Origin of the sequence: Aeromonas sp. S16(2024) (assembly GCF_041403065.1) — a bacterium.
Lineage (GTDB): Bacteria > Pseudomonadota > Gammaproteobacteria > Enterobacterales > Aeromonadaceae > Aeromonas.
This window is the reverse complement of the sequence record NZ_JBGLQX010000001.1, coordinates 120158-143648: the sequence shown is the minus strand read 5'-3', so window position 1 is coordinate 143648 and position 23491 is coordinate 120158. Positions and strand designations below refer to the sequence as shown.

The window sequence follows — 23491 nt, the reverse complement described above, 5'->3', positions numbered from 1 at the left end:
AGTTCTTAGTCAAATGCCCTTAGACGCCCCACCAGCAGATCGATGAAGCCGACCCTGTCCAGCCCCAGCAACACCCGCGCATTGGCCGGTCTGCCGGTGAGCCCGTAGCGATCCACTACCGTCATGCCGGTAGTATGGGTGCCTCCGGTTTCGATATCGACCCGGCACTCTACCCCATGGAACAGCGTCGGTGCCAGCAACCAGGCGATGGTACAGGGGTCATGGAGCGGCGCGCCAGCAAATCCCCACTTGGGATCCCTGTGGTAGATCATGAAGAAATCGAGCAGGTCCGCCACGCACTGGGCCACCGGGTTGGGGATGGCACGCACCCGTGCTATATCCTCGTCCATCACCTGGGCCTCGTGGGTCACATCCAGCCCGCACATTGTGATGGGGATACCGGCGTTGAACACCATATCGGCTGCTTCCGGGTCCACATAAATATTGAATTCCGCCGCCGGGGTCCAGTTGCCCGCCCCCGCCGCGCCGCCCATCAGCACGATGCGGGCAATCCTGGATTTCAACTCAGGATGGGCCGCCAGCAGCAGGGCAACGTTGGTGAGGGGGCCGGTCGGCACCAGGGTGACCGGTTCCGGGCTCTCGCGCAGGCACTTGGCCATCAATTCGAGGCCCGTCATGGCCTGAGGCGCAAAGGCGGGATCCGGCAATGTGGGGCCGTCGAGTCCCGACTCCCCGTGGACGTTGTCGGCGATAATGAGATCGCGCATCAGGGGTTTGGGCGCCCCCGCTGCCACCGGAATGTCGTGGCAACCGAGCAGGGTGAGGATGCGCAGGGCGTTGTTGAGGGTCTTGTCCGGAGTCTGGTTGCCCGCGCTGGTGGTCACCGCCAGCACCTTGAGCTCTGGGCTCGCCAGCGCCAGTATGAGGGCGATGGCATCATCGTGGCCGGGATCGCAATCGAGAATAACGGGCAACGCCATGGAGAGGCTCCTTACGACATGACAGGGAGCCATACCTTAGCAAGCCAGCGCCGAATGAACTCGGGAAGGGGTCACAAAACGGGGCCTTCCTGCATTATCAATCACTTGCCACCAGACCCGCCGGGCAGGCACTGGCCAGTTCGTCCCGATTCGCCCCGCGCCGCCGCTTGGAGTATGATCGCCCCCCGTTTCCAGCCCGCAGCCGCCCATGTCCGCCATCGTCGATACCTTTATCGCCCCCCCTTGCAATGCCGCCATCGAGATCCTGTTCGAGGATGAACACCTGCTGCTCATCAACAAGCCGAGCGGCCTGCTCAGCCTGTCTGGCAAAAATCCTCAGAACCTCGACTCTGTCCACCATCGGCTGGTACAGGATTACCCCGGCTGCACCCTGGTGCACCGCCTCGACTTTGGCACCTCAGGTCTCATGGTGGTGGCCAGAGACAAGGGCATCAACGGGATGCTGTGCCAGCAGTTCAGCCAGCGGGCGGTGGGCAAGGCCTATGACGCCCTGCTGTGCGGCCATCTGGCGGACGATGAGGGGGTGATCGACGCCCCCATCGCCAAGGACCCGGCGATCTTCCCCCTGATGAAGATCTGCGCCAGCGGCAAGCCCGCCCGCTCCCGCTATCGGGTGGTGGAGCGACTGGTGCGCGAGGGCGCTGGGGGCGAGCCCTTGCCATTGACCCGGGTCAGCCTGGTGCCGGAGACAGGCCGCACCCATCAGCTGCGCATCCACAGCCAGCTGCTGGGTCACCCCATACTCGGCTGCGATCTCTATGGCGGTCTGGTGCTGCCGGGCTGTGAGCAGACGCCAAGGCTGATGCTGCACGCCAGCGAGCTGGATTTCGTGCATCCGGTGAGCGGCGAGTCGATGCAAATCAGATGTGAGGCGCCCTTTGAGGAGGTGCTTGAGGCAATGATGGGGCAAAAAGCGTAACGCGGAGAAGGGGAAAGTGAGAACAGCGGCAAACGGCGGATAAAGATAGGGGCCGCGCTTTCGCAACGGCCCCCACCCCCCACTCTTTGTGGTGCTATCAGATCAGCTTGCGGGCGGCGCCCAGCACGATCTTGATGGCATCAGATTCGGTTCTCGCCATGGTTTCGGCGTTCGGGATTTCCTGCTGGGTACGGTTCACGATGACACCGGCCACCATGCCGGCGCGCAGGCCCTGGCTGGTGCACATGGTCAGCAGGGTTGCAGATTCCATCTCGTAGTTCAGCACGCCCATGGCTTGCCACTCTTTCATGGAACCCTGGAAACGGCTCACTACGCGGCCGGATACGGTGTCATAACGCTCCTGACCCGGGTAGAAGGTGTCGGAAGAGGCAGTCACACCCACGTGCAGCTTGGAACCCATCTCCTTGGCGGTGTTGACCAGCGCAGTGGTGCAGTCGAAGTCTGCCACGGCCGGGAACTCCATGGGTGCGAAGTGCAGGCTGGCACCGTCGAGGCGCACGGAGCCGGTGGTGACGATCACGTCACCCACGTTCAGGTGCGGCTGGATGGCACCCGTGGTGCCGATACGCAGGAAGGTATTGATACCCAGCTGGGCCAGCTCTTCCACCGCGATGGAAGTGGACGGGCCGCCGATGCCGGTGGAGCAGATGATCACGGCCTTGCCGTCCATCTCGCCGCGCCAGGTAGTGAACTCACGATGGCTGGCCAGGTGCACAGGGTTGTCCAACAGCTCTGCGATGCGCTTCACGCGCTCGGGGTCACCGGGAACGATCGCCAGGGTGGCGCCTTGCAGATCCGCTTTCTTCAAACCCAAGTGAAATACATCAGACATAGTGGACTCCTGGTTGCATCCCGCCGCCTCGCAGCCGAGCGCAGTTAAGGTGATTCTTTATGGTATTTTCGAGCCTGTTTCCCTCCATTGGGGAAGGCGCCAACTATGGTCGAAAGCGCTTTCCAATTCCTTGACGCGCTTCACACTTCCGCGCATCAGCGGCCCTAAAAAACCGGCAAAACGTTTGCTAACCTGATGAATTTCTTGAAAAACGTTTTTATACCGAACAAGAGGCAAGGGCCCCTGTCAATCCCCGCCTGGCCCCGGTTTTTCGGTACGTGATCGAGTCCATAAAGTTGTCAATCAGATACCATTGACCCCTTTTCATCCCCTCTGACGCTGTTATGTTGGGGCCCGTATACCACTTAATGGCTAATCATACGGAGTCCACCATGGCGACATTCAAGTTCTACATTCCCGCGGTCAACCTGATGGGGGCGGGCTGCCTGCAAGAGGCGGCGGCCGACATCCAGGGTCATGGCTTTCGCAAGGCGCTGATCGTCACCGACAAGATCCTCAACCAGATAGGCGTGGTCGCCAGGCTCACCGCCCTGCTGGCAGAACATGGCATTGAAAGCGTGATTTTCGACGAAACCAAGCCGAACCCCACCATGACCAACGTCGAATCCGGTCTGGCCATGATCAAGGCCCATGGCTGCGATTGCGTCATCTCGCTGGGGGGCGGCTCCCCCCATGACTGCGCCAAGGGGATCGCCCTGGTGGCCACCAACGGGGGCAGCATCCAGGATTATGAAGGGGTGGACTGCTCCGCCAGGCCGCAGCTGCCGCTTATCGCCATCAACACCACGGCCGGTACCGCCTCCGAGATGACCCGTTTTTGCATCATCACCGACGAGGCGCGTCACGTGAAAATGGCCATCATCGACAAACACGTCACCCCGCTGATGTCGGTCAACGATCCCGAGCTGATGCTGGCCAAGCCGGCCGGTCTCACCGCCGCCACCGGCATGGATGCCCTGACCCACGCCATCGAGGCCTATGTCTCCACCGCCGCCACCCCGGTGACCGATGCCAGCGCCGTGATGGCCATCGAGCTGATTGCCAGACACCTGCGCACCGCCGTCAACCAGGGGGACGACCTGCATGCCCGCGAGCAGATGGCCTACGCCCAGTTCCTGGCCGGCATGGCGTTCAACAACGCCAGCCTCGGCTATGTACACGCCATGGCCCACCAGCTCGGCGGTTTCTATGACCTGCCCCACGGGGTCTGCAACGCCGTGCTGCTGCCCCATGTGCAGGCCTACAACGCCTGGGTGAGCGCCGCCCGCCTCAAGGAGGTGGCCCGCCACATGGGGGTGGACGTGAGCGCCATGAGCGACGCGCAGGGGGCCGAGGCGGCGATTGCCGCCATCAAGCAGCTGGCGCTGGACGTGAAGATCCCGACCGGGCTAGAGCAGCTCGGGGTCAGGGCCGATGACTTCGACATCCTGGCCAGCAACGCCCTGAAAGATGCCTGCGGCTTCACCAACCCCAGGCAGGCAAGCCACGAGGAGATAGTCGCCATCTTCCGCGCCGCCATGTGAGACGCGCCATTGTGTGTCAGGGCCGCCACGCGGCCCTTTTTATTGGCAGGAGGATCAATGGCTTTTTACTTCCGCACGGGGAGTGGGTATGATTTGCCGAGCTAAAAAAGACTGTATGGATGATCTGAACCCGATATGCGGATGAAACACCTGATTGCCGCGGCCCTGACCGCCCTCACCCTGTCCGGTTGCAGCCTGGTCTATCGCATCGATATTCCTCAGGGCAACTATGTGGAACAAAAGCAGGTCGACAAGCTGCGCCAGGGCATGACCCGCGAGCAGGTCGAGTTCGTGCTGGGTTCTCCCATGCTGCGCGACGGCTTTGACCCCAACACCTGGTACTATCTCTATGAGTTCCAGCCAGGTCGTGGTGACAAGGAGCGCAAGGAGCTGACCCTGAACTTCGTGGGCGACAGACTCGCCACCGCCACGGGTGACTTCCCCCTCCCCGCCGCCTTCACTACCCCGCTCTGACAGCATCATAAAACCGGCCAAGGCCGGTTTTCTCTTGTCTGGCCTTCGATCGGGTTTCGCAGGTGCGCTCCCTGAACCATGATCAAGGACGTCAACGCCCCTCATCATTCCCTCAAGGAGATCACATGAGCCAGATCCTGATCGCCGGGGCAACCGGCCTGGTCGGCCAGGCCCTCATCCGCCAGCTCGACCCCGAGCACCAGCTGACCCTGCTCTGCCGCCAGCCGGGCGAGGCCGCCCCCAACCGGCACTGGTTGCCGGTAGACTTCGAACACCTCGACGAGGTGGCGCTGCCCGGCCCCGTCGACATTGCCTTCTGCTGCCTCGGCACCACCCGCAAGGACGCCGGCTCCGATGAGGCCTTTCGCCGGGTCGATCACGACTATGTGCTGGCCTTTGCCGCCCTCGCACGCCGCCACGGCTGCCGGCGCCTGCTGGTCGTCTCCAGCCTGGGGGCCAATCCGCGCTCTCCCGCCCTCTATCCCCGCACCAAGGGCGAGATGGAGCAGGCCTTGCTGGCGCAGGCGTGGCAGCGGCTCGTCATACTGCGCCCCGCCATGCTGCTCGGCCATCGCCAGCCTTCGCGCCGCTCCGAGCAGATAGTTCAAGCCATCTATCCCTGCATAAAGCCCCTGCTGCAGGGGCCCCTCAGGCGCTGGCGGGCCATAGAGGCGAGCCAGGTGGCCCATGCCATGACGGTACTCGCCGACCAGGCTCAGGGGGTCGAGATAGTGCAGAACGAGCGGCTGCTCACTCTGTAAGGCCCAGGCCAGTGCAGCCCCTGCGGTAAAACATCCAATAGAAAAGAGGCGCCATGGCGCCTCTTTTCATTGCTCGGTCTTCCCCGCATCAGGTCGATTCGCCATCGTCCCGCTTGCGGTGCACATCGGGGCGCCCGCCGGTGACCACGTCGGCCCGCCCCTCTTCCTTGGCCTTCTCGGCCCGCTTCTTGCGCATCTCCTTGGGATCGGCGATGAGGGGGCGGTAGATCTCGATGCGATCCCCGTCCTGCACCGGCTCGCTTCCCTTGACCGGACGGCTGTAGATGCCGAACTTGTTGACCGAGAGATCGATCTCCGGGTGCTTCTGCACTATGCCGGACAGCTCGATGGCGGCCAGCACGCTGGTGCCCGGGGCCACCCGGATGCACAGCACGGTTTGCCGCTCGGGCAGGGCATAGGCCACTTCGATATTGAGCAGCTCAGACACCGTAGACCACCTTGGCGCGGTTGGAGAAGGCGAGCACCATGGAACTCACCAGGTCGCGGAAGATCTGGCCAAAGGCCAGCTCGATCAGCTTGGAGGTAAATTCAAAATCGAGATCGAACTCCACCTTGCAGGCATCCACGTCCAGCGGCGTGAAGGTCCACCAGCCCGCCAGCTTGCTGAAGGGGCCCTCCACCAGTTCCATCTTGATGGCACGGTTAGCGTCGAGCAGGTTGCGGGTGGTAAAGGTCTTGGCGATGCCCGCCTTGGCCACATCCACCGAGGCCATCATGTAGTCCTCGCCAGTCTCGTGAACGCGGCTGCCGACACAACCGGGCAGAAACTCGGGATAAGCGTGAACATCGTTGACCAGACGGAACATCTGTTCCGCGCTGAACATCACCAGGGCACTGCGAGTAATACGGGGCATGGGCTTTCCTCATCCAATCGGGCCGATTTTATCACCTTGCCAGCCAAAATCACCGCCGAAACTGCTCACCTGGCCGTCACGCGCACAATTGCCGCCCCTGATGACCAGCTTTACATCACCTTGCCAACCAAAAACATCACCGAACTGCTCACAAAGCCGCCACTCGAGTGGTTGCGCGTTTTACAGCCGCCGCCACCCACGTATAATGCGCCTTCCTAAACATTGCCAAAGGCCCCCGTCATGAGCAAAAAGAACAGTAAAAACAAAGCCGGGTCCAGCACCATTGCACTCAACAGAACCGCCCGTCACGAGTACTTCATCGAAGAGCGCGTGGAAGCCGGTCTGTCCCTGCAAGGGTGGGAAGTCAAATCCCTGCGGGCGGGCAAGGCCAACATCAGCGAAGCCTATGTCATCTTCCTGCAGGGCGAGGCCTTCCTGTTCGGCTCCAGCTTCCTGCCGCTGAACGCCGCCTCCAGCCACGTGGTGTGTGACCCGACCCGCACCCGCAAGCTGCTGCTGAGCCGCCGTGAACTCGACAAGCTCGAGAGCCTGGTTGCCCGCCAGGGCTACACCATAGTGCCGCTGGCGCTCTACTGGAAAGAGTGCTGGGTCAAGGTCGAGATCGGCCTGGTGAAGGGCAAGAAAGAGCACGACAAGCGGGAAGACACCAAGGCCCGGGAATGGGACCGGGAGAAGGCCCGCATCATGAAGAACAAGAACCGCGGTTGATTGTGCGCCGCCAGCCCCCGTGCGGTGACCAATAAACCAGCAATCGACCGGCCCGTGCCGGTCGATTGCCATCAACGCCTTGCCATGGCAGGATTTTTGCGTACAATCGCTTTTGACAACTTGGGGCTGATTCTGGATTCGACAAGATTCACGAAACCCAAGGTGCATGCCGAGGTGCGGTAGGCCTCGTTAACAAACCGCAAAAAAATAGTCGCAAACGACGAAAACTACGCACTCGCAGCTTAATAACCTGCGCTGAGCCCTTCTCCCCTAGCTTGCCTGTGTCCTAGGGAATTGGAAGGTCATCCTTCACAGGATCGTGTGGAAGTCCTGCTCGGGGCGGAAGCATTAAAACCAATCGAGCTAGTCAATGCGTGGCGTGTCTCTCCGCAGCGTGTTGGCGAATGTAAAGAGTGACTAAGCATGTAGTACCGAGGATGTAGTAATTTTGGACGGGGGTTCAAATCCCCCCAGCTCCACCAAACGTTTGGAAAAGGCCACTTCGCAGGAAGTGGCCTTTTTTTGTGGATTGCATTCATGCCTGAGCCGGCTCTGGCAGCCTGTCCGGGGGGCTGCGGTGGACGGGATGGCCCTGATGCCGCCCTCTGCCGGGGCAGAGGGCGCGCCTCGCGAGGGAGACTAGTCGCCGGATGTCAGGACCAGCCTGCGCCAGGGACCCGTGATGTCGCAGTGACCCGTTTCGTCGGTATTTTCCCAACCCAGCCGATGATAGAACGCCAGCGCCGTGGTGTTGCGGGTGGCCACCTTGAGGGATGCCGGGGGCTTGTGTCCGGCCAGCCCGGCGGCCAGCAAGGCCCGCCCCATTCCCTGCCCATGCCAGTCGGCCACCACATAGAGGTGATGCACGAAACTATCCTGGCCCCATATGGAGACAAATCCGCAAGGGGTACCGCCCTTCTCCGCCACCCAGATCTGCTCACCTCGGGTCTGCTCGGCAAAATCCTCCAGCCGAAACAGGGAGGGCTCGACCCAATGAAAGGCCTGCCGCCTCCCCTTGAGGAACAGTTGTGCCAGCATGGGTTCATCTGCATCTCGCATCATTCTGATCATGAAGACATCCTTGATTTGCCTGCTCACTGCCCCACTCTCGATGGATCCCGCCGCGCTGTCAAATCGGCAATATGGACCCCCTTGAAAACGTGATGCTGTGATGCAGGGCTGCCTATTTTATCGCCTTAGGGGCTATACTGCCTGGGTCCCGTCCATGACTGGTTTGAGGTTCACTGATTTATGGATAACAAGCAAATAGAAGGCAGCATACTGGTACCCGCCCACATCGACGATGTCTGGCGGGCCTGGACCACGGAGAGCGGTCTGCGCAGCTTCCTTGCGCCGGAGTGTCTGATGGTGCCGGAACCCAACGGTCCTTTCGAAATCTATTTCAGGCCAGAGGCCCCGCTGGGGGAGCGCGGCAGCGAAGGGTGCCGGGTGATGGCGGTCATGCCCCATGACTTGCTCAGCTTCAGCTGGAATTTCCCGCCCCAGTTTCCCCATATCCGTCAGCAGAAGACCCAGGTCAGCCTGCGCTTCGTGCCCGAAGGTCAGGGCACCCGGCTCCATTTCCTGCAAACCGGCTGGGCCAATGACCCGGATTGGGACCAGGGCTATGCCTACTTCAGGGAGGAGTGGCTGGAGCTCAGTCTGCCAAGGTTGCAGTATCGCTTCACCCACGGTCCCATCGACTGGAACAACCCGCCGGGCAGGCAGCAGTTGAAATCCCTGGCCCAGTGAGGGAAGGATTGAAATGAAGAAGGACCCTGAAACGGGTCCTTCTTCTATGGCATTCAGGCGGTTATTCCACCGGCTCTTCGTCGAACAGGGGGTGGTAGAGCACCTCGCCCTGCAGGCCGGCCAGCCCCCCGGGCTGCAGCTCCATCGCCATGAAGCAGTCGGCGGGCACCTCGTAGATGCAGTGCAGGCCGAAGTCGCTGGCGGGCCTGAAGCCGAAGCGGCCATAGTAAGCCGGATCGCCGAGCACCACTACCGCCTTCCAGTCCATCTCGAGGGCCGTATCCAGCCCCTCCCGCACCAGATCCGAGCCTATGCCCTGCCCCTGCCAGTCCGGATGCACGGCCACCGGCGCCAGCCCGAGCCAGGGACCTTCCTGGCCGTCAATGGTGATCGGGCTCAGCATCAGGTGCCCCATGAACTCGTACTCTTCCTCCTCGACCATGGTGACCACGGCGGCCCCACACTCGCGCAGGCGATTGACCAGTTCGGCCTCGTCGGGACGACCAAAGGCGGCGCTCACCAGTTCGTAGACTGGCAGCATGTCGCCGGGACGCTCGGTTCTCAACATACAGCGTTACTCCTCGTACAGCAGGGCGGCCATTATTTCACAGAAGTGGTCCCTGACTTGAGCGCCTTTATCCGAAAATGGGAGGGCTGACTCAGGAAAACGAGCGGCCATCCGTGCACAAAGCATCGCAATCCCCCTCTTCCCACCGGCTTCGCCAACCTCAAGCACCAGGCTCCCCCCGCAATCGCAGCAGATACCCGAGGCCAAGCTCGCCCCTATCCTTGAGCAGGACACCGCCACCATGGGCCTGCACCCCGGGGGTCTCAGGCGCCAGCCAGGCGAGCGGATGGCACCTGACTGTCAGCCCTGCGGGGAGACGCCACTCACCGCCCGCCCCGGCCCCTTCCATGAAGAGCGCCACCTCCTGCCCCCCGACTTCGTCCTCATGGAGGATGACCACCGCTACCCGCTCGTCTTCGAGCCAGGGGGCCAGCGCCTCCTTGAGGTCATCCGGCAGGCGCGGCGGGCGATCCAGCCGCCAATGATCCAGTTCAGCGAGTTGGCGCACCGACCCGGGCCGCCGACCGCAATGATGCATGCCAAGCTTGGCCATCACCCGACCGGAGGCCAGGTTGCCCGGCATGTGGCGGGCGGTCAGGGCGGGCAGGCGCAGTTGCTCGAAGGCGAAGGCCCTGACCAGCCGCGCCGCCCGGGTGGCCAGCCCGCGGTTTTGCCAAGGGACACCCACCCACCAGGCCAGCTCGCCGTGCCAGTGCAGGGAGATGACCCCGAGCAGGGGGGCCAGTTCATCGCCCATGGGCAAGGTCAGGGCCCAGGTCCGCCCCAGCCCGAGGGCGGCCTTGCGCCCGCTCATGGCGAGCCAGTCGCGGGCTGCCTCCGGTGGATAGGGGTGGGGGATGTTGAGGGTGTAGCGGGCAAGCGCCGCATCCGAGCAGTAGCGCAGTATGGCCGGCTCGTCGGTGGCTTGCAGCGGCCGCAGCACCAGGGTCGCTGTCCCCTGCTCGCCAGACTCGCGCAACACGGGGGTCATCAGCCGCCGGGCCAGCAGGCGTTGCAGGGCGGCGGCCAGATCCCCATCGGCGCCGAGACGCATGTCCGCCCCATTGGGCCCCAGGGTGAGCAGGCCGCTCTCCTTGGCCAGGGTCAGGAGGACGCTGGAGGCCGAGATCAGGATCTGGCGGCTCGGGTCCGCCGTCATGAGGGGCGACTCATCCTCCCCCAGCCAGGCGGCGAGCAAGCCGCTGGCCGAGAGGATGCCGTCGGGCGGGCAGCTGGCCCAGGGCGCAGGGGTCACAGCCCCTTGCTCGCCGCCCCTGCCGCGCAGCAACTGCCAACGGTTGCCCTGCCCCTGCCACCCCTGCAGCGTCCCCTGCCAGCAGGGCTGCCAGAGCGCCTCTTCTATCAACAGTTCCATGCTTCCCCCTGCGACCGCCGAACGGCGCAGCATAACCGGCTGCTAATGGTTTGTTAACCCATATCTTTAGCATGGTTAAACGGCATACCCCATGAAAAAATGCCATATGGCCAGCTTGATGGCGGTCACATTAATGCCCCCTTGCCCTTCCTATCATGCCCCCATCTCGCTGCGGCCGGCGCCGCTCGTGAATGACAACGCATAACAAGAGAACACACTATGCAGCAAACCAGCCCACTCAAAACGGTGTTAGTCAGTACCCTGGCGACCGCCCTGCTGATCTTCGTGGCCCAGTACCTCATCGGGAAACAGGAGATCAGAATAGGCATCGCCATCATCCCCATACTGCCCATGCTCTTTGCCGTCATCATCGGCATGATAGTCTCCGCCAAGCCCGTCAAGGATCGCATCCCCGGCTGGAAGCGCCTCTTTGGCGAGAAGGAAGAGGGCTTCTGCGGCAAGATGGTGGGCTTCAGCCTGCTGATCCTGGGTACCCAGTATGCGGGCATGATCATCCCCAACCTCAAGATGATCCTGAGCGTCGGCGTGCCGCTCTTCCTGCAGGAGATAGGCAACCTGCTGCCGATCCTCATCGCCATTCCGCTGGCGGTGAAGTTCGGCTTCGGTCGCCGCGCCATCGGAGCCTGCTCCTCCATCAGCCGTGAGCCCTCGGTCGCGGTGATCCAGGGCAGGTTCGGCACCGGCTCCCAGGAGTACATAGGGGTGCTCGCCATCTACCTGTGCGGCTCCGTCATCGGCACCCTCTGGTTCAGCGTGCTGGGCAGCATAGCCCCCCTCACCGGTCTGCATCCGCTGGCGCTGGCCGCCGGCTCCGGGGTCGGCTCCGGCTCCATGCTGAGCGCCGCCTCCGGCGCCCTCATCAACGGCCTCGACGAGGCGCTGGCCCAGCAGGTGCTGAGCATAGCCGCCGCCTCGAACCTGCTCTCGTCAGCCCTGGGCGCCCTCTCCCTCACCTATCTGGGGCTGCCGCTTGCCGAGAAGATCTTCGCCATTTCTACCAAAGGAGAGAAAGCATGAAAAGCATCGTGATGGATATGCGCTTCGTCTTCCTGGCGATCCTGCTGGCCATGTTCACCCAGACCCTGACCACGGGCACTCCGCTCTGGCTCATGGGTGACAGCTTCGTCGCCATGTCCCTGGTGGTGTTCGCCTCCCTGGTGGCCAAGCGCTATCTGCCCTCGTCCTTGCCGGCCTTTGCCTATGCCACCATCATCGGCATCCTCATCTGCCTGCCGGAGACCCCGGTGCGCGGCCTCTTCATCGACGCCGTGGCCAGGATCTCCTTCCTCTCCTGCTGCGTGCCCCTGCTGGCCTTCGCCGGTCTCTCGGTGGGCGGCCAGCTCGAGGAGCTCAAGAAAATGTCGTGGAAGGTGATCCTCATCTTCATGATCGTCTCCACCTGCTGCTTCTTCGGCGCCTCCCTGGTTGCCCAGCTCGGTTTCTCCATTCAAGGGATCATCTGATGAACCACTACCATATCGAACCTGACCTGCTTGCCCTGCGCGACTTCAGCCAAGAGGTGCGCCACCACCTGCACCGCATCCCGGAATACTCCGGAGCCGAGTTCAAGACCTCCGCCTACTGCCGGGGATTGATGGAAGAGTTCGGCTACCAGATCACCCTGTACCCGGGTTTCACCGGTTTTCACGGGGATCTGCACATAGACCCTGCGCTTCCCACCATTGCGTTTCGCGCCGACATGGATGGCCTGGAGATGCACGACATGAGCGAGGTGGCGTTCAAGTCCACCCATGAGGGGATGGCCCACAACTGCGGCCACGACTCCCACATGGCCATCGCCCTGACCACCGCAAAATTCCTGGCAGGGCACAAAGAGCGGCTGCGCTACAACGTTCGCGTCATCTTCCAGATGGCTGAGGAGGACATGCGGGTGCCGGGGGCCGAGAAGATGGTTGAGCTCGGCTGCATGAAGGGGGTGGACGAGGTCTATGCCCTGCACAACGACGGCGCCATGGAGACGGGCACCATCAAGTTCAACCAGGGGGTCATGTCCTCCTGGGGCTCGGCCTGGACCCTGGATGTGCACGGCATCTCCGCCCACGGCTCCACCCCCCACAAGGGGCTGGATGCCATCCGCGAGGCGGTGCGGATCATCGAGGACATGGACTACATAGTCGCCAAGCGCACCAGTCCGTTCAGCCCGGCGGTCTTTGGCTGCGGCATGATCAACGGTGGCACCATTCCCAACGCCGTCGCCGATCATGTGCAGGCCCGTGGCACCATACGCGCCATGGACGCCGAGACCGACCAGATCCTGAAAAACAGCTTCAGGGACATCATCGCCCAGAGCGAGCTGCGCGGCTTCAAGACCACCATGGTCCATGCCGGCTACCCGGCGGTAGAGAACCACGCCGAGGCCTGCAAGCGCCTGCAGCAAGCCGCCGCCGAGGTGCTGCCCGCCGAGGGCATCAATGCACAGGGCCAGCCCATGACCGGCAGCGAGGACTTCAGCTACATGATCAACGCCACCCCGGATCGCAAGGGGGCCATGTTCTTCCTCGGCAGCGGCTGCCAGGCCAAGGGGATCTGCAACTACCTGCACGCCAATCCCTATTACCTGGACGATGACTGTCTGCTGGTGGGAGCCCAGATCTTTGTCAATCTGGCGACCAGGGGTGACTGACGGACAAGGGGGATCTGCCACTACCCGCACCATGTCAATCCCCTATTACCTGGACGATGACTGCCTGCTGGTGGGAGCCCAAATCTTTGTCAATCTGGCGACCAGGGCAGCCTGAGGGGCAACAGAGGCTCTGCAACTGCCTGCATGGGAACCCCTGCTACCTGGATGATGACTGCCTGCTGGTGGGAGCCCAGATCTTTGTCAATCTGGCGACCAGGGCAGCCTAGTCACCCGACGGAAGTAAAAAAGAGAGGCCAATGGCCTCTCTTTTTTTACCTCTGCCATTTCGCGCTGCATCGCAGCCCCGGCTATTTGTCTCTGTCGTTCAGGGCCGCAGCACGGATCCGGCGCTACAACCAGGGCAGGGTCGTCGACGGGGCTGGCGTCCCCTGGTTGAGCAGCGCCAGCTGCACCGTCTCCCGGCTCACGTGGGGGGCATAGAGGTGGATAAAGTCATACATGTAGTCCCGCAGGTGGGCATGCCTGCGCAGGCAGACATGGGCCACGCTCGAGGCGATCAGGTGATCGATGTTGAGGCAGACCAGGCTCTCCCTGTCCCCCTCGTCGAACGCCGAGGTGGCGATCACCCCCACCCCCATACCGAGACGCACATAGTGCTTGATGATGTCGCTGTCGGTGGCGGTCAGCACTATGCGCGGGCTGAGGCCATGACGACCGAACGCCTTGTCCATCTTGGAGCGACCGGTGAAGCCGAACACATAGGTGATGAGGGGATAACGGGCCAGATCCGCCATGGAGAGCGGCTGGCAGTCCAGCAGCGGATGACCGTGGGGCACCACAACACCGCGCCCCCAGCGGTAGCAGGGAATGGTCGCCAGCTCGTCGAACAGGTGCATGGACTCGGTGGCGATGGCCATCTCCACATCTCCGTTTTGCACCATCTGCGCCAGCTGGGCCGGCGCCCCCTGATGCAGCTGGATGCTGACCTCGGGGAAGCGGTGGGAGAAGGCGGTGATCACCGACGGCAGCTTGTAGCGGGCCATGGTATGAGTAGTGGCGATGCGCAGCACCCCGCTGGTGGCCAGCTGATCACCGAGGGAAAGTTGACCAATCTGTTCGACCTGGGCCACCACCCCCTTGGCCAGCTCCATCACCTGCTCCCCCATGGGGGTCAGGCCCACCAGGTTCTTGCCCTTGCGGGTGAACAGCGCCAGCCCCAGCTCGTCTTCCAGCATCTTCATCTGCTTGCTGAGGGTCGGCTGGGAGGTGTAGAGCTTCTCCGCCGTCGCCGAGATGTTGAAGTTGTTCTTCACTATCTCGGTGAAGTTCTTGAGCCTGGCTATGTTCATCAGGGGGCCAGTCGCTCTATGTGCCAGCCATCCCCCTCGCGGCTGTAGTAGAAGCGATCGTGCAGGCGATGCTCGCCCCCCTGCCAGAACTCCACCGTCTCGATGACCACCCGGAAACCGCCCCAGAAGCTCGGCAGCGGCACCTCGCCATTGGCAAACTTCTGCTTGAGCTCGAGGAACTTGGCTTCCAGCACGCCGCGGGCCGAGATGCGGGTCGACTGCTTGGAGACCCAGGCGGCTATCTGGCTATCCTTGGGGCGGCTGTGGAAGTATTTCATCACCTCGAAGGTGCTCATCTTCTCCACCCGGCCTGTCACGTGCACCTGGCGGTCGAGGGTGTGCCAGGGGAAGAGCAGGCTGATGCGGGGATTGCCCTCCAGCTGGTGCGCCTTGCGGCTGCCCATGTTGGTGTAGAACACCATGCCCAGGGCATCGTAGTGCTTGAGCAGCACTGTGCGCTGCCAGGGCTGGCCGTCAGCATCCACTGTGCCCACCACCATGGCGGTGGGGTCGGTCAGCCTGGCCTCGCACGCCTGGGCCAGCCACTTCTCGAACAGGGCGAGAGGCTCGGCCGGCAGATCGGCCCGGTGCAGTCCGCCCCTGGTGTATTCACGACGCAGATCAGCCACATCCATCATCTTGATTTTCCTTCTCTCTTTCTCTGCCGCCCCTGCGGCTATGGGTGGAGGCATTGTGCGACGAGCACGGCATGGGTACAAGCCTGGGGGCGGCCAAATGCTGGCACCAAAAACAGAAAGGGAGGCCTGTGCCTCCCTTTTTCTGCCGGCAGCTTGCCACCTGCCTATTGTTTGCCGTCAATCGGCGGGCAATGGGCCAGCATGCGCTGGTTATATTCCGCCGCATAGGCGCTCAGCCTGGCGTGGGCCTCCTTCTGATCCGGCTTGATGACATCGCCGAGCCCCTCCAGATAGCGCACCCCACAGCGGGCCTTGGCCGCCACCTGTTGCTCCGCCGCTATGCCGGGTGCCACCTCGCCACGGCCGGCCCGTACTATCAGCCGGTAATCCTGCTGGGCCAGGCTGTCACTGACTGCCTGATCCAGGGTGTCGGCATCGGCCTGACAGCCGCCGAGCAGGGTGAGCAGCAGCACGCCGGCCAGCCTCATGCCCGCCTCCGTTGCCAGCCCAGCAGCGCCAAGGCCAGGGTCCAGAAGCCGAGGGCGCCACCGCCACCACCGCCGCCCTCATCCCCACGCTGGGTCACCGACAGCTTGAGCGGGCTGATGGCGAAGAAGAGGTTGTCACTGCAGGCCACCTTCAGCCTGGCGGTGCCGTCGTTGCCGGCAGGTATAGTGACGCTGGCCGAGCCCGAGTTGGGCTGGCCGCTGGCGAGCAAGGTCCAGCTCACCCCCTCGTCCCGGGTCAGGGAGAGATCCACCTTGCTGCAATTGATGGGGGCCGCGTTGGTGCCGGCCACGTCCCAGCCTATGGTCTGGTTGGCGCCGGCTCCCAGCGGGGTCACCAGCGGGCTGGTCAGGCGGAAGGCGCTGCCGGTGTTGACCACCTGGATCTTCATGTCGTCACTGGCGACACCGCCCTTGCCATCCCGCGCCGTGAGGCGGAAGTTGAGCGCCCGGTTGGTGGCAGGCCAGGCCTCCCCCTTCGCCAGGGTGTTGGAGAGCAGGGAGGGCAGGCTTGGCAGGGTGCGCTCCGGCAACGCGGTCGGCGCCACGAAGCGAAACAGCGGGCGACTGCCGTCGTCCACCATGCTGGCGACGCTGAAGGACTCGGTGCCGAGATCGATCTGCTCCCAGGTGTAACTCAGGGGATCCTGATCCAGATCCGCCCCGGCGCCCTTGAGCACGAAGGGGGTGTTTGCCGGGATCACATAGTCGTTGCCGGCGGCGACCTGGGGCGCGTTGTTGGTCAGGCTCTGGGAGCTGCCACAGCTCGCGACCGTGGCCATGTGGGCCCGCATCTGTTCGATGGACTTGCTGTGGAAGTAGGGCAGGCTGTTGGCCTGCAGGTTCTCCTCCCCGCAGATCCCCGCATAGGCCATGATGGAGCTGCCGCTGCCGGGCTCCCAGGCCTGGCTGGCCTCCCGGTTGCCACCGCCACAGCTGCCGGTGGTGCCGTTGAAGGTGTGGTCGGCGCCGAACTGGTGGCCAATCTCGTGGGCCACGTAGTCGATGAAGAAGGCATCCCCCACCGGATTGGGGGAGCCCGTCATGCCCGCCGACTTCTCCGCGGTGCAGAGCACTCCCAGCCCCGCCAGACCGCCGCCCCCGGTGTTGACCACGTGACCTATGTCGAAGGCGCCGAGCTTGGTGCCAGCCTGGGTCTGTGCCTGCTGCTGCACTGTGACGTTGGCATCTATGTCGCCGTCATCGTTGTTGAAGGGATCGGTGGCGGTGTCGGTGAAGATGATGGTGTCGTTGCCGCTGGCGAGCTGGAACTCGGCGGCGACGTCACGCTGGTACACCTCGTTGACCCGGTTGAGCAGGGTGGCGATGGCGCCGAGACCGGCCTCGACGGTGCCGCCGTGATACTGGGTGTACTCCCCCGCCGCCGAGATGGCGATGACGTAGCGCTTTCGCTGGTTGCCATCCACCAGCACCTGACGGGCCAGCGCCTTGGCCTGGGAGCCGATGACCCTGTCCGCCTCCTCCTCCAGCCGGCTGTGGGCATCCTGCTGGTAATAGATGGCGTAGCCTTCACCGTTTCGGAGCGGATCCACGAACACCATGCGGCCCTGGTGGCTGAACATGGCGTGGAAACCCTGGGGGCCGAGATCGAAGCGCCCCGTCTCCACCGGGTTGGACTCGTCATACCCCTTGAATGCCAGAATGCCGGGATACCTGGCGGCGAGATCCGATGGCAGCAGATCATAGGGCTGCAGGTTGAAGGTCACCTCCTTGCCATCCGGCAGGGGCAGGGTCAGCCGCGATTCCCCCGCCAGCAAGCCAGCGAAGTAATCGGCCGGCACAGTGGCAATGCGATATTGGCTGGCCCGCACCTCATAGCCATCGGCGGCGGTGGCCCGCGCCGCCACCGTATTCCACTCACTGGCGGCCAGGCCGGTGGCGTTCATCAGACCGGCCACCAGCAACGCCAGCGGAGAGTATTTCATCAACTGCATCTTTATTATTCCTTTTTCCATGCGTTCGCCTGAACTGCCTCAGCATCATTTTCCTGCCCGGGTGAGAAGTCCTGCGCCATCCGCTGTACATTCCCCGAATGGGGACGGTTGCACCAATGCAGTCTAGCCCCTATCATGGCGCGGATTTGTCCGTTTCAGAACCCTCCTGTGTCACGGGCCGGTTCACCCTTTTTTGGCCAAGGTTAATCTCATGCTCAAATCCCCACTGTTGCCCCGTTTCGGGGATCTGGTCGTTGCCATTGTTGACGATGTACTCGGTCAGGGTCTCACCCTCGACCGCGCCTATGCCCGTCACTTCTCCGGCATCGAACTCAAACCGCAAGAACAGGCAAGGATTGCCCTGGTCACCGGCGACCTGCTGCGTCGTCTCAGCCTCTATTGCTTCCTGACCGGCATCCAGGTCCGTCAGGCCGAAAAGAATGTCTGGCCGCTGCTGCACAGCTGGCACGCCTTCCACAAGATTGCCCAGCCCAACAACCCGACCCTGGATCGCTTCAATGAAGAGGCATTCCGCCGCCGTCTGACCGAGGCGAAGAAGAACCCGGTGCTGATGGATGGTTGCCCTGCCTGGCTGGAAAAGCTGGGCAACGAGCAGCTCGGTGAGGCCTGGCCTGCCGAGCGTGCCGCCCTGGCCTGGATGCCCAAGCGCTACCTGCGGGTCAACACCCTCAAGTGCACCCGGGAAGAGCTGCAGGCCATTCTGGCCAAAGAGCATGTCACCACCATTCCGGTTGATGGTGTTGAGACCGCCCTGCAGGTCACCTCGGACGCCGCCCTGTTCCGCACCAAGGCCTTTGCCGATGGCTGCTTCGAACAGCAGGATGCCGGCTCCCAACTGGTTGCTGCGGCTCTGGAGGTCACCCCGGGCATGCGGGTCATCGACGCCTGCGCCGGTGCCGGTGGCAAGACACTGCACATCGCCGCCATGATGGAAGGCAAGGGCCGCCTGCTGGCGATGGACGTGGAAGAGTGGAAGCTGGAGAACCTCAAGCAGCGCGCCCGCCGCGCCGGTGCCCACAACGTGGAGACCCGGGTCATCACCAGCAGCAAGACTGTCAAGCGCCTCAAGGAGAGCGCCGATCGCGTGCTGCTGGATGTGCCCTGCTCGGGCCTTGGCGTGCTCAAGCGCAATCCGGATGCCAAGTGGCGTGACACCGCCGAGCGCCTGCCGGTACTGGTCGCCCTGCAAGAAGAGATACTGCAACGCTACAGCCAGATGGTGAAGGTGGGCGGCCTGCTGGTCTATGCAACCTGCTCCATCCTGCCCCAGGAGAACCGCCAGCAGGTGGACAAGTTCCTCGCGGCCAACGAAAACTACCGCCTGCGGGATGACCACACCGTCAGCCCGTCCGAGACCGGCTTCGACGGTTTCTACATGGCGCGGATCGAGCGCATCGGCTAAGAACCCGCTCACGATCTGACTGCGAGGCCGTGATCAAGGCTCATGTGCTGCTCGGAATCCTCATGTGTGTTTACACACTCCGGTTCCTGCGCTGCTCTTCACCTTGCTGACAGCCTCTCGTGACACATCGTGAACAGGTTCTGGACTGCCAGCGCACCCATAGAAAAGGGGAGCCAATGGCTCCCCTTTTTGCATGATGCGGATGCGACCTTATTCGGCGGCGGCATCATCCTGCTTGTGCTTGGCGGCAGCTTCCTTGATCAGGGTCTGCAGCTCGCCAGCCTGGAACATCTCGATCATGATGTCGCAACCACCGACCAGCTCACCTTCCACCCACAGCTGCGGGAAGGTCGGCCAGTTGGCAAATTTCGGCAGCTCGGCACGGATGTCCGGGTTTTGCAGGATGTCGACGTAAGCAAAGGGCTCGCCACAGGACATCAGGGCCTGGGAGGCCTGGGCAGAGAAACCGCAGCTGGGTAGCTTGGGGGATCCCTTCATGTACAGGATGATGGGATTCTCAGCCAGCTGCTGTTTGATCTTTTCAATAGTTTCCATAAATGCCTCACTAGAGCGATTTCGGCGGCCATTCTACTGCAAACCGGGCAGACCACAAACTGGCAAACCGTCCCGAATGCAAGAAGTGATGAATCAATACGCCGCAGCTTGATCCGGATCATGGCGAGAATCAAGAGTTGTTCGCCCATCTTTGATGCTGCTACAATCGACGGGCTTTGGGCCGTCTGGCCCCATCATTTCAAGAACAATTCTTTTCAACATAGAAAAGAGTACGCAATGTCTTGCAACCGTCGCCTTCGCACGGCCCAGCCAATGGAGAGTAGAAAATGGCTTTCGAACTTCCCGCTCTGCCCTATGCAATCAATGCTCTGGAACCGCACATCTCCCAGGAAACCCTGGAATATCACCACGGCAAGCACCACAACACCTACGTGGTCAACCTGAACAACCTGGTGCCGGGTACCGAGTTTGAAGGCAAGTCTCTGGAAGAGATCATCAAGACCTCCACTGGCGGTGTCTTCAACAACGCCGCCCAGATCTGGAACCACACCTTCTACTGGCACTGCCTCTCCCCGAACGGCGGTGGCGAACCCACCGGCGCCCTGGCCGATGCCATCAACAAGGCGTTCGGCTCCTTCGCCGAGTTCAAGGATGCGTTCACCAAGTCTGCCATCGGCAACTTCGGCTCCAGCTGGACCTGGTTGGTAAAGAAAGCCGACGGCTCCCTGGCCATCGTCAACACCTCCAACGCCGGCTGCCCGCTGACCGAAGCCGGGACCACCCCGCTGCTGACCGTCGACCTGTGGGAGCACGCCTACTACATCGATTTCCGCAACCTGCGTCCGAAGTACATGGAAACCTTCTGGGCCCTGGTCAACTGGGAATTCGTGGCCAAGAACCTGGCTGCCTGATAGCCTCTTTCTTGCCAAAACGCCCCGCACTGCGGGGCGTTTTTTATGGCGAACAAGCAACGAAAAAGGCGCCATGGGCGCCTTTTTGATAACCATGGGTCGTTACTGGTCTATCTCGTCCAGATACTCGTCCAGGTTGCTGTCATCCTCCTGCTGGCCCTGCTGCTTGAGCTCAGGCTGGCGACCCGTCACCTTGCCGTCGTTGTACTGCAGGTAGAAGTCCTTGGTCAGGGCATAAGGATCGAGCGCATTGTCGATGATCCGCTCCTGATCGATGAGCTTGGAGCGGGTGCCCAGACCATCCAGCGCCCAGTGCACGAACTTCATCGGGAAGGTCAGCAGGGCATAGGGGAAGTAGATGGTATCAATGGTATCCCCCACCAGTTCGCGGGTGGTGGTCGGGCCGTAGACGGGCACCATGATGTAGGCGCCATCCCCGATGTCCGCCTTGCCGAGCACGGTATCCATCTCCAGCATGTTGCGCTCGAGGCCGGCATGCTTGGCCACGTCGAAGATCCCCAGCAGACCTATGGTGGTGTTGAGGGTGAAGCGGCCCAGGTTGGTCCCCGCCCCCTTCAGATCGCCGACCAGCAGGTGGTTGATCATGCTGCTCGGCTCGTCGAAGTTCTCCACCAGGTTGTCGATGCCGTCCTTCATCCCCTGCGGCACATAGCGGGCATAGCCATGGACCACGGGGCGAGCCACATAGGGCTCCAGCACGTCATAGTTGATGGCCCACATGGCCCGGTTGGCCCCCTGGAAGGGGTCACGGGGATCGCTGGCCGTGCTGGACGCCCCGGGACGGCTGGGGGTTTCGTTGAGATCCAGGCTCTCTGGGCCCGGCTTGGGAGGGCCACCCGCACAGCCCCCCAACAGCAGTGCCACTGCCAATGCTCCTGAACGCAGATACATATGAAAGTCCTAAGCTTTTTTGGGAATCTTTATGGATTATAGGTAGGCCCGCCCCATCCCGGGGTCGGGCCAAGAGGGTATTAGAGTGCGTGATCGATGCGGATGTCAATCGGCGCTGTGGGAATGGTGGTGGTCGGCACTGTGACCGAGACCCCCTCGAAGGCTCCTTCCTTGTTCATGACGTTACCGCCCCGGGAGAGGCGCGCCTTGAACTGCAGCTCGGGATAGGCCGCCAGCTTGCTCCCCTCCATCATGGCATCCCCATCCCCCAGTGAGAGGGTGAGGGGCAACTGCGGACCCGGGATGCGCTTGACCGCGATGGGCATGGGCGGACCATTGGGGATCACCGCAAAGACGAACAGGTGGGCATCCTCCGGCAACAGGATGCCGGGTGCCAGGGTGATGTGCAGGGGATATTCTCCCTCCTTCACCGCCAGAACCTGAGCACTGCCCTGCCCAGCCTGAGCGCCCTGGGCGGCAGGTGCGGCTGTCACGGCGATGCCGCGCTGACGCAGTTGCTGCTCGGCATACTCGATGGAGCGCTCCACCATGGCGTGGCGGGTCGAGCCCTGCTCCAGCAGCGGCAACATGGCTCGCCAGCGCACCAGCGCTGTCTGGAAGTCCTCTTTCTGCAACGCCATGAAGGCATGGACCGAGCGCGCCTCTATGTTGGCCGGATCCTGGGCGATGGCCGCCTGCAGCAGCTGATCCGCCCGGGCCTCCTCCCCTGTCATCATCAGGGCCTGGGCATAGGGCACCGCCACCATGGCCTTCTGCGGGGCCAGTTCATAGGCCCGCTCCAGCGCCTCGCGGGCCATCTCGGGGTCGTTGCCATCCAGGGTCAGGCGCCCCAGCAGCAGCCAGCCACGGTAGTCGTTCGGTTCTTCTTTCAGCCGGGTGCGCAGCCCCAGGGTGAAGTCCAGCAGATCCTGCTCGGTGACCTCGGCATCCCGCTCCACCAGGATGCGGTTGCTCAGCTCCCCCAGCCGGCTGCTGGCATCCTGCCAGCGGCTCACCTCCTGCCAGGCCCCCAGCTGGTAGTAGAGCCCCAGACTCACCACCACCAGCACCAGCACACCCGGGATCCAGATCAGGCTCTTGCCGCCGCGGGCGCTCTGCTCCACGTCGGGGATGTCGTCCAGCAGGCTGCGTTGCAGCTCCACCAGAGACTCTGACTCCTCGGCCAGTATCCCCTGCTCACGCTCCTCGCCTATCTCCAGCAGACGCTGGCGATAGAGCTGCTTGTTGAGCGCCGAACGGCTGATACTCTGGCGACCCTCGCCGCGCCACAGCGGCAGGATCAGCGCCAGGCTCGTCAGCACCAGCAGGGCCGCGATCACTATCCAAAATGCGGTCATTGTTTCTCTTCCTCTTTGAGCAGCTCGGCCAGACGGCGCCGCTCTTCTTCGCTCAGGGCGTTATCCATTCGTTTTGTCGCCGCCGGGGCGCGGCGGCTGCGCACCACCACAGTGGCGGCACCGATGACGATGACCAGCAGGGGGCCAAGCCAGAGGATCAGGGTGGAGGCCATCAGGGGGGGATCATAGAGGATGAAGTTGCCGTAACGGGCCACCATGTAATCCACCACCTCCTCCTTGTTTTTACCGTCCCGCACCATCTGGTAGGTCTTGTCCCTCAAGTCCTTGGCGAGCCCCGCATTGGAGTCGGCGATGTCCTGGTTCTGACACTTGGGGCAGCGTAGCTCCTTGGTCAGCTCGCGGAAGGTCTGCTCCTGGGCATCGCTGTCGAAGGTGTAGACGTCGATGGCGGCACTGGCCTGGCCGGCGCCCAGCAGACCCCCCAGCAGCAACAGGGATGCAATAAGTGTTTTCATCAGAGCGGC

Annotated in this window: 26 protein-coding genes and 1 other RNA gene; 12 read left to right on the top strand and 15 right to left on the bottom strand. The window is 62.7% G+C overall.

Annotated elements, in window-relative coordinates; translation table 11 throughout:
• Positions 1 to 5 precede the first annotated feature (5 nt).
• Positions 6 to 941, bottom strand: coding sequence for a pyrimidine-specific ribonucleoside hydrolase RihA (gene rihA, locus ACB030_RS00725; RefSeq protein ID WP_371157215.1), 936 nt, complete (start codon positions 939 to 941; stop codon positions 6 to 8).
• Between the two features lie 208 nt (positions 942 to 1149).
• On the opposite strand from rihA, the gene ACB030_RS00720 reads away from it, so the two are divergent.
• Positions 1150 to 1881: an RluA family pseudouridine synthase gene (locus ACB030_RS00720; protein ID WP_371157213.1), complete on the top strand. Its 732-nt coding sequence runs from the start codon at positions 1150 to 1152 to the stop codon at positions 1879 to 1881.
• 97 nt (positions 1882 to 1978) lie between these two features.
• On the opposite strand, the gene udp is transcribed toward ACB030_RS00720, so the two are convergent.
• Positions 1979 to 2734 carry a uridine phosphorylase gene (udp, locus tag ACB030_RS00715; protein ID WP_106887442.1) on the bottom strand — a complete coding sequence of 252 codons (756 nt, stop codon included), beginning with the start codon at positions 2732 to 2734 and terminating at the stop codon, positions 1979 to 1981.
• Between the two features lie 392 nt (positions 2735 to 3126).
• Between udp and yiaY the strand changes: the two genes are divergently transcribed.
• The 3 genes from yiaY (at position 3127) to ACB030_RS00700 (ending at position 5513) form a co-directional block, all read left to right on the top strand.
• A complete protein-coding gene (gene yiaY, locus ACB030_RS00710; RefSeq protein WP_371157211.1) occupies positions 3127 to 4278 on the top strand; it encodes an L-threonine dehydrogenase in 1152 nt (383 codons plus the stop codon).
• A gap of 135 nt (positions 4279 to 4413) precedes the next feature.
• On the top strand, positions 4414 to 4752 hold the full coding sequence (locus ACB030_RS00705) for an outer membrane protein assembly factor BamE (protein WP_005325779.1): 339 nt from the start codon (positions 4414 to 4416) through the stop codon (positions 4750 to 4752).
• 125 nt (positions 4753 to 4877) lie between these two features.
• The gene (locus ACB030_RS00700; RefSeq protein ID WP_371157208.1) at positions 4878 to 5513 is read left to right on the top strand and encodes an NAD(P)H-binding protein; all 636 of its coding nucleotides are present in this window, start codon (positions 4878 to 4880) and stop codon (positions 5511 to 5513) included.
• A gap of 88 nt (positions 5514 to 5601) precedes the next feature.
• Here the strand turns inward: ACB030_RS00700 and ACB030_RS00695 are convergent, their stop codons facing one another.
• The gene (locus tag ACB030_RS00695; RefSeq protein ID WP_371157206.1) at positions 5602 to 5961 is read right to left on the bottom strand and encodes an RnfH family protein; all 360 of its coding nucleotides are present in this window, start codon (positions 5959 to 5961) and stop codon (positions 5602 to 5604) included.
• Entirely contained in the window at positions 5954 to 6388 is a 435-nt protein-coding gene (locus ACB030_RS00690; RefSeq protein WP_042650424.1) for an SRPBCC family protein, read from the bottom strand. Before ACB030_RS00690 ends, ACB030_RS00695 begins: the two co-directional genes overlap by 8 nt.
• A gap of 240 nt (positions 6389 to 6628) precedes the next feature.
• Between ACB030_RS00690 and smpB the strand changes: the two genes are divergently transcribed.
• Positions 6629 to 7117 carry an SsrA-binding protein SmpB gene (gene smpB, locus ACB030_RS00685; RefSeq protein WP_041206169.1) on the top strand — a complete coding sequence of 163 codons (489 nt, stop codon included), beginning with the start codon at positions 6629 to 6631 and terminating at the stop codon, positions 7115 to 7117.
• 122 nt (positions 7118 to 7239) lie between these two features.
• Positions 7240 to 7599, top strand: a transfer-messenger RNA (tmRNA) gene (ssrA, locus tag ACB030_RS00680).
• A gap of 157 nt (positions 7600 to 7756) precedes the next feature.
• Here the strand turns inward: ssrA and ACB030_RS00675 are convergent.
• Complete coding sequence (locus ACB030_RS00675; RefSeq protein ID WP_171269249.1) at positions 7757 to 8188, bottom strand: GNAT family N-acetyltransferase; 432 nt, start codon at positions 8186 to 8188, stop codon at positions 7757 to 7759.
• 180 nt (positions 8189 to 8368) lie between these two features.
• Here ACB030_RS00675 and ACB030_RS00670 point away from each other — a divergent pair, with 180 nt between their 5' ends.
• The gene (locus tag ACB030_RS00670; protein ID WP_371157203.1) at positions 8369 to 8869 is read left to right on the top strand and encodes an SRPBCC domain-containing protein; all 501 of its coding nucleotides are present in this window, start codon (positions 8369 to 8371) and stop codon (positions 8867 to 8869) included.
• 61 nt (positions 8870 to 8930) lie between these two features.
• On the opposite strand, the gene ACB030_RS00665 is transcribed toward ACB030_RS00670, so the two are convergent.
• Both ACB030_RS00665 and ACB030_RS00660 read right to left on the bottom strand, forming a co-directional pair.
• Positions 8931 to 9437: a GNAT family N-acetyltransferase gene (locus ACB030_RS00665; protein ID WP_290071813.1), complete on the bottom strand. Its 507-nt coding sequence runs from the start codon at positions 9435 to 9437 to the stop codon at positions 8931 to 8933.
• A 160-nt stretch (positions 9438 to 9597) separates the two neighbouring features.
• Positions 9598 to 10812: a GNAT family N-acetyltransferase gene (locus ACB030_RS00660; protein WP_371157201.1), complete on the bottom strand. Its 1215-nt coding sequence runs from the start codon at positions 10810 to 10812 to the stop codon at positions 9598 to 9600.
• A 219-nt stretch (positions 10813 to 11031) separates the two neighbouring features.
• Here ACB030_RS00660 and ACB030_RS00655 point away from each other — a divergent pair, with 219 nt between their 5' ends.
• The 3 genes from ACB030_RS00655 to ACB030_RS00645 are packed head-to-tail and all read left to right on the top strand — an operon-like array spanning position 11032 to position 13477.
• Positions 11032 to 11850 carry a DUF3100 domain-containing protein gene (locus tag ACB030_RS00655; RefSeq protein WP_319912816.1) on the top strand — a complete coding sequence of 273 codons (819 nt, stop codon included), beginning with the start codon at positions 11032 to 11034 and terminating at the stop codon, positions 11848 to 11850.
• Positions 11847 to 12296 carry a hypothetical protein gene (locus ACB030_RS00650; RefSeq protein WP_139435248.1) on the top strand — a complete coding sequence of 150 codons (450 nt, stop codon included), beginning with the start codon at positions 11847 to 11849 and terminating at the stop codon, positions 12294 to 12296. The genes ACB030_RS00655 and ACB030_RS00650 overlap by 4 nt, the downstream gene beginning before the upstream one ends.
• Entirely contained in the window at positions 12296 to 13477 is a 1182-nt protein-coding gene (locus tag ACB030_RS00645; RefSeq protein WP_371157198.1) for a M20 family metallopeptidase, read from the top strand. The genes ACB030_RS00650 and ACB030_RS00645 overlap by 1 nt, the downstream gene beginning before the upstream one ends.
• Positions 13478 to 13827: 350 nt before the next feature.
• On the opposite strand, the gene ACB030_RS00640 is transcribed toward ACB030_RS00645, so the two are convergent.
• The 4 genes from ACB030_RS00640 to ACB030_RS00625 all read right to left on the bottom strand — a co-directional run bounded on the left by ACB030_RS00640 (position 13828) and on the right by ACB030_RS00625 (position 17886).
• A complete protein-coding gene (locus ACB030_RS00640; RefSeq protein WP_371157196.1) occupies positions 13828 to 14787 on the bottom strand; it encodes a LysR substrate-binding domain-containing protein in 960 nt (319 codons plus the stop codon).
• A complete protein-coding gene (gene pdxH, locus ACB030_RS00635; protein ID WP_106887454.1) occupies positions 14787 to 15425 on the bottom strand; it encodes a pyridoxamine 5'-phosphate oxidase in 639 nt (212 codons plus the stop codon). The genes ACB030_RS00640 and pdxH overlap by 1 nt, the downstream gene beginning before the upstream one ends.
• Before the next feature lie 164 nt (positions 15426 to 15589).
• On the bottom strand, positions 15590 to 15913 hold the full coding sequence (locus ACB030_RS00630) for a hypothetical protein (RefSeq protein ID WP_111912491.1): 324 nt from the start codon (positions 15911 to 15913) through the stop codon (positions 15590 to 15592).
• Positions 15910 to 17886 carry a reprolysin-like metallopeptidase gene (locus ACB030_RS00625; RefSeq protein WP_371157193.1) on the bottom strand — a complete coding sequence of 659 codons (1977 nt, stop codon included), beginning with the start codon at positions 17884 to 17886 and terminating at the stop codon, positions 15910 to 15912. Before ACB030_RS00625 ends, ACB030_RS00630 begins: the two co-directional genes overlap by 4 nt.
• Positions 17887 to 18097: 211 nt before the next feature.
• Between ACB030_RS00625 and ACB030_RS00620 the strand changes: the two genes are divergently transcribed.
• A complete protein-coding gene (locus ACB030_RS00620; protein ID WP_111912495.1) occupies positions 18098 to 19309 on the top strand; it encodes an RsmB/NOP family class I SAM-dependent RNA methyltransferase in 1212 nt (403 codons plus the stop codon).
• Positions 19310 to 19519: 210 nt separating this feature from the next.
• On the opposite strand, the gene ACB030_RS00615 is transcribed toward ACB030_RS00620, so the two are convergent.
• A complete protein-coding gene (locus tag ACB030_RS00615) occupies positions 19520 to 19864 on the bottom strand; it encodes a Grx4 family monothiol glutaredoxin (protein WP_025326276.1) in 345 nt (114 codons plus the stop codon).
• Between the two features lie 287 nt (positions 19865 to 20151).
• Between ACB030_RS00615 and sodB the strand changes: the two genes are divergently transcribed.
• The gene (sodB, locus tag ACB030_RS00610) at positions 20152 to 20736 is read left to right on the top strand and encodes a superoxide dismutase [Fe] (protein WP_005331469.1); all 585 of its coding nucleotides are present in this window, start codon (positions 20152 to 20154) and stop codon (positions 20734 to 20736) included.
• 102 nt (positions 20737 to 20838) lie between these two features.
• Here the strand turns inward: sodB and ACB030_RS00605 are convergent, their stop codons facing one another.
• The 3 genes from ACB030_RS00605 to ACB030_RS00595 form a co-directional block, all read right to left on the bottom strand.
• Entirely contained in the window at positions 20839 to 21648 is an 810-nt protein-coding gene (locus ACB030_RS00605; RefSeq protein WP_111912497.1) for a VacJ family lipoprotein, read from the bottom strand.
• 80 nt (positions 21649 to 21728) lie between these two features.
• Positions 21729 to 23006, bottom strand: coding sequence for a c-type cytochrome biogenesis protein CcmI (gene ccmI / locus ACB030_RS00600; RefSeq protein ID WP_371157190.1), 1278 nt, complete (start codon positions 23004 to 23006; stop codon positions 21729 to 21731).
• Positions 23003 to 23482, bottom strand: coding sequence for a cytochrome c-type biogenesis protein (locus ACB030_RS00595; RefSeq protein WP_371157188.1), 480 nt, complete (start codon positions 23480 to 23482; stop codon positions 23003 to 23005). The genes ccmI and ACB030_RS00595 overlap by 4 nt, the downstream gene beginning before the upstream one ends.
• Between the last annotated feature and the right edge of the window lie 9 nt (positions 23483 to 23491).